Source organism: Pseudomonas sp. Sample_9 (genome assembly GCF_004307535.1).
In the GTDB taxonomy this organism is placed as follows: domain Bacteria; phylum Pseudomonadota; class Gammaproteobacteria; order Pseudomonadales; family Pseudomonadaceae; genus Aquipseudomonas; species Aquipseudomonas mercuritolerans.
On record NZ_RAZO01000433.1, the window covers coordinates 21,016 to 26,180 of the forward strand.

General features: G+C 62.3%; 2 protein-coding genes. Both read left to right on the plus strand.

Translation table 11 applies throughout. From position 1 onward, the window contains the following. The first annotated feature begins 39 nt into the window (after positions 1-39). The gene (locus D6877_RS24930; RefSeq protein WP_130912422.1) at positions 40-3,117 is read left to right on the plus strand and encodes an autotransporter serine protease; all 3,078 of its coding nucleotides are present in this window, start codon (positions 40-42) and stop codon (positions 3,115-3,117) included. A 312-nt stretch (positions 3,118-3,429) separates the two neighbouring features. Beyond that, positions 3,430-5,165: polyurethanase (locus tag D6877_RS24940; RefSeq protein WP_130912426.1), on the plus strand; the 1,736-nt coding region annotated here is incomplete at its 3' end.

Here is a 5,165-nt window from a genome sequence, read left to right on the forward strand (position 1 = left end):
CAACCGGATTTTTCGCAACATCACTAAGGAAGGTCGTGGATGGATAACAACAATACCCCCGCGCAATCGGGTGGCCGCTTTGCCCTGAAAACCCTGACAGTCGCCATGCTCTGTGCCAGTGCGATGGCGCAGGCAGCGCCTTACGTGGAAAACGGCCGCAGCGGCGATCCGTCGAGCTGGCGCAGCAATGAATTCAAGGCCGACTGGGGCCTGGGCGCGATCGGCGCGGATTACGCCTACGCCGCCGGCTACACCGGCAAAGGCGTGAAACTGGGCATCTTCGATCAGCCGGTCTACGCCGCGCATCCGGAGTTCTCTGGCAGTAACAAAGTCGTCACCCTGGTCACCAGCGGTATCCGCGAATACACCGACCCGTATATTCCGGTGAAAGCCGGCGACGCGTTCCGCTATGACGGTTCGCCCTCGGTCGGCTCCGACGGCAAGCTCGGCGCCCACGGCACCCACGTCGGCGGTATCGCGGCGGGCAGTCGCGACGGCGGGGTGATGCACGGCGTCGCATTCGGTGCGCAGATCATCAGCGCCGACAACGGCGACCCAGGCCCCGAAGATGGCATCGTGCGTGGCAACGACGGCGCGGTGTACAAGGCCGGTTGGGATGCGCTGATCGCCAGCGGTGCGCGGATCATCAACAACAGCTGGGGCATCGGCATCACCGACCGCTTCGACCTCGGCGGCCGCGATCCGGCGTATCCGCACTTCACCGTCAACGACGCGCAGTTGCAGTTCAACGAAATCCGCACCTTGCTCGGCACCAAGCCTGGCGGCGCCTACGACGGCGCGATTGCCGCCGCACGCAGCGGCATCGTCACCATTTTCGCCGCCGGCAACGACTACAACCTGAACAACCCGGATGCCATTGCCGGCCTCGGTTATTTCGTTCCGGACATCGCGCCGAACTGGATCACCGTCGCCGCATTGCAGCAGAACCCGGACACCGCCAGCGCCAATCCCTACGTGATCAGCACGTTCTCCTCGCGTTGCGGCTATACGGCGAGTTATTGCGTGTCGGCGCCGGGCACCAAGATCTACAGCTCGATCATCGAAGGTACCAACGCCGACAACCTGACCACCGGCTACAAAAACTACAACGGCACCTCGATGGCCGCGCCACACGTGGCCGGTTCCATCGCGGTGTTGATGGAGCGCTTCCCGTATATGTCCGGCGATCAGGTCGCCAGCGTGTTGCGCACCACTGCGACCGACCTCGGCGCACCGGGCATCGACGCCTTGTACGGCTGGGGCATGATCAACCTGCGCAAGGCCATCGACGGCCCGGCAATGTTCGTCACCGAGCAGGACATTCCCGAGGAGTTCCGCGTGCAGGGCGCTTACGGTTCCGGCCAGTTTGTCGCCGATCTGCCGGGCATCGGCGCGATCATCGATCAGGGCAAACCGACCGAACGCGTGTGCAGCGACATCACGTGCGGCCTCGACACCTGGCGCAACGACATCGGCGGCCACGGCGGTCTGACCAAGCAAGGCATCGGCACTTTGGTGCTGACCGGCAACAACACTTACAGCGGCCCGACCCTGGTCAATCAGGGCCGTCTGGCCATCAACGGTTCGCTGCAATCGGCGGTCACCGTCAACAACGGCGGCATCCTCGGCGGCAATGGCCGCATCGGCGCGCTGGCGGTGAGCAGCGGCGGTACGGTGGCACCGGGCAATTCCATCGGCACCCTGAATGTGGCAGGTGACGTGACTTTCGCGCCGGGTTCGACCTATGCCGTAGAGCTGTCGCCGACCAGCAGCGACCAGATCGTCGCGGGCGGCAAAGCCGTCATCGACGGCGCCACGGTGAGCCTGTCACTGGAAAACAGCCCGACCCTGCTCAGCACCGGCGAAGTGCAAAGCCTGCTCGGCACCCGCTACAACATTCTGCAAGCGGCGGGCGGCATTGAAGGGCGCTTCGGGCAGGTCTTGCCGAATTACGCCTTCCTCGGCGGCACCCTCGATTACTCGGCGGGCGGCATCCAGCTGGCGGTCGGGCGCAATGAGGCATCGTTCGCCAGCGTCGGTCTGACGCCGAACCAGCGCGCCGTCGGTGCTGCCGCCGAGCGTTTGGGCGCGGGCAATGCACTGTTCGAAACCCTGTTGCTGTCGCCCAACGCGGCGTCGGCGCAGCAGGCCTTTCAACAGCTGTCCGGCGAGATTCACCCGGCCATCGGCACGCTGCTGATCAACGACAGCCGCTACCTGCGCGAAGCCGTCGGCGAGCGCCTGCGTGAGCGTGATCTGTTCAATGCCGATGCGCCGACTGATGAGCGCAGCAACGTCTGGGTCAAGGTGCTGGGATCGTGGGGTGAAAGCGATGGCGGCCATGACAATGCCGATTCCAATAGCTCCATCGGTGGGCTGCTGGCCGGTGTCGACGGTCTGATTGCTGAAGATACCCGTCTCGGTTTCGTCACCGGTTACAGCGACAGTTCGTTGAGCATGGGCAGCGGCACGCATTCGTCGGCGTCGGTCGACAGCTACCACTTGGGTGCGTATCTGGGCCATGAAATCGACGCGTTGCGCCTGACCGTTGGCGGCGCCTACAGCTGGCATCGCATCGATGTGAAGCGTGATCTGCAGTTCGGCGATGTCAGCGGCAAACAGAAAACCAAACGTGACGCGACCACCGCGCAACTGTTCACCGAGGCCGCATACGACCTGGGCCTGCAACCGATGAACCTGGAGCCGTTCGCCAATCTGTCCTACGTTCACCTCAACACCGACAGCTTCACCGAAAAGGGTGACGCTGCCGCGCTCAAGGGTGGCGAAGACAACCGCGACGTGGTGCTCTCCACCCTCGGCGTGCGCGCCAAGCGCAGCTTCGCCTTGTCGGATAAGCATCAGTTGGAACTGGGCGCCAGCCTCGGCTGGCAGCACAACCTGAGCAGCGTCGATGCCGACAGCCATCTGGCCTTCGCCAACGGCAACAGCGCGTTCACCGTGCAGAGCGTGTCGATGGATCGTGACGCTGCCGTGGTCGGCGTGCGCGCCGGGCTGGCGCTCAATCGCGACGTGCGGGTCAACCTCGACTACAACGGTTTGATCGGCTCCAACGAGAAAGATCACGGAGTCGGTCTGACGCTCGACTGGCAGTTCTGAGGCGTAACCGGCAGCGCTTCTCGGGCTGCCGGTTTTTCAAGAAAAGGGAGCGCTGCTCATGGGATTGTTCGAGTACAAAAATCCAAATGTGCAGAAGATCCAAATGTGGGAGCGAGCCTGCTCGCGAATGCGCTGGTTCAGGCGATTGTGATGTTGAATGTGCTGCCGCCTTCGCGAGCAGGCTCGCTCCCACAGGTACGGCGTACACATGACATTTGAGGGACCATTGAACGACAAATGAAATGCTCCGGAGCCCTGCGCTCTGGCTGTGAGCTATCTCTGACAATTCCAACAACATGAGAGGCAATGGCAATGGGTGTATACGACTACAAGAACTTCGGCACAGCCGATTCCAAGGCGCTGTTCAGCGATGCCATGGCGATCACGCTGTATTCCTATCACAACCTCGATAACGGCTTCGCCGCCGGTTACCAGCACAACGGCTTCGGCCTCGGTCTGCCGGCGACGCTGGTTACCGCGCTGATTGGCGGCACCGATTCGCAAGGGGTGATCCCCGGTATCCCGTGGAATCCCGATTCGGAAAAGCTCGCCCTCGAGGCCGTACAGAAGGCCGGCTGGACACCGATCAGCGCCGCGCAATTGGGCTATGAAGGCAAGATCGACGCACGCGGGACGTTCTTCGGCGAGAAGGCCGGCTACACCAGCGCACAAGTGGAAATCCTCGGCAAGTACGACGCTCAGGGTCACCTCACGGAACTGGGTATCGCCTTTCGCGGCACCAGCGGCCCGCGCGAAATCCTCATCGGTGATTCGATTGGCGACGTGATCAACGATCTGCTCGCGGCGTTCGGCCCGGCCGATTACGCGAAAAACTACGTCGGTGAAGCCTTTGGCAATCTGCTCAACGATGTCGTCGCATTCGCCCGGGCCAACGGCCTCAGCGGCAAGGATGTGCTGGTAAGCGGTCACAGCCTTGGCGGTCTGGCGGTGAACAGCATGGCCGATCTGAGCGGCGGCAAGTGGGGCGGGTTTTTCGCTGATTCCAACTACATCGCCTACGCCTCGCCGACGCAAAGCAGCGGCGACAAGGTGCTGAATATCGGCTACGAAAACGACCCGGTGTTTCGCGCCCTCGACGGTTCGACCTTCAGCAGTGCCTCGGTGGGCGTGCACGACGCGCCTCACGCATCGACCACCGACAACATCGTCAGCTTCAACGATCACTACGCCTCGAACGCCTGGAACGTGCTGCCGTATTCGATCCTGAATATCCCGACGTGGATTTCGCACCTGCCCACCGGTTACGGCGACGGCATGATCCGCGTGCTGGAATCGAAGTTCTACGACCTGACCAGCCGCGACTCGACGATCATCGTCGCCAACCTGTCCGACCCGGCGCGGGCCAACACTTGGGTGCAAGACCTCAACCGCAACGCCGAAACCCACAAGGGCAGCACGTTCATCATCGGCAGTGACGGCAACGACCTGATCCAGGGCGGCAGCGGAAATGACTATCTGGAGGGGCGCGCCGGAAATGACAGCTTCCGCGACAGCGGCGGGTACAACATCATTTTGGGTGGGCAGGGCAGCAACACCCTCGACTTGCAGCAGACGGTAAAGAGCTTTGATTTTGCCAACGACGGCGCTGGCAACCTGTACATCCGCGATGCCAACGGCGGGATCAGCATCACCCGTGACATTGGCAGCATCGTCAGCAAAGAGCCGGGTTTTCTCTGGGGCGTGTTCAAGGACGACGTGCTGCACAGCGTCACGGCCACGGGGTTGAAAGTCGGCAGTAACCTCACCGCTTATGAATCGAGCGTTAGAGGAACGGCCGGCGCTGACACACTGAAGGCGCATACCGGCGGCGACTGGCTGTTTGGCCTTGAGGGCAACGATCATTTGCTCGGCGGCGCGGGCAATGATGTGTTTGTCGGTGGTGCGGGCAATGACCTGCTGGAATCGGGCGGCGGGGCGGATACGTTTCTGTTCAATGGCGCGTTTGGCCAGGATCGTGTGGTTGGCTATACGGCCGATGACAAACTGGTGTTTCTTGGCGTGCAGGGCGTATTGCCGGGGGATGATTT

Bases quoted from the DNA above. Each gene is read 5' to 3' on its own strand.
- D6877_RS24930 (WP_130912422.1), top strand. From the start codon at position 40: ATGGATAACAACAATACCCCCGCGCAATCGGGTGGCCGCTTTGCCCTG.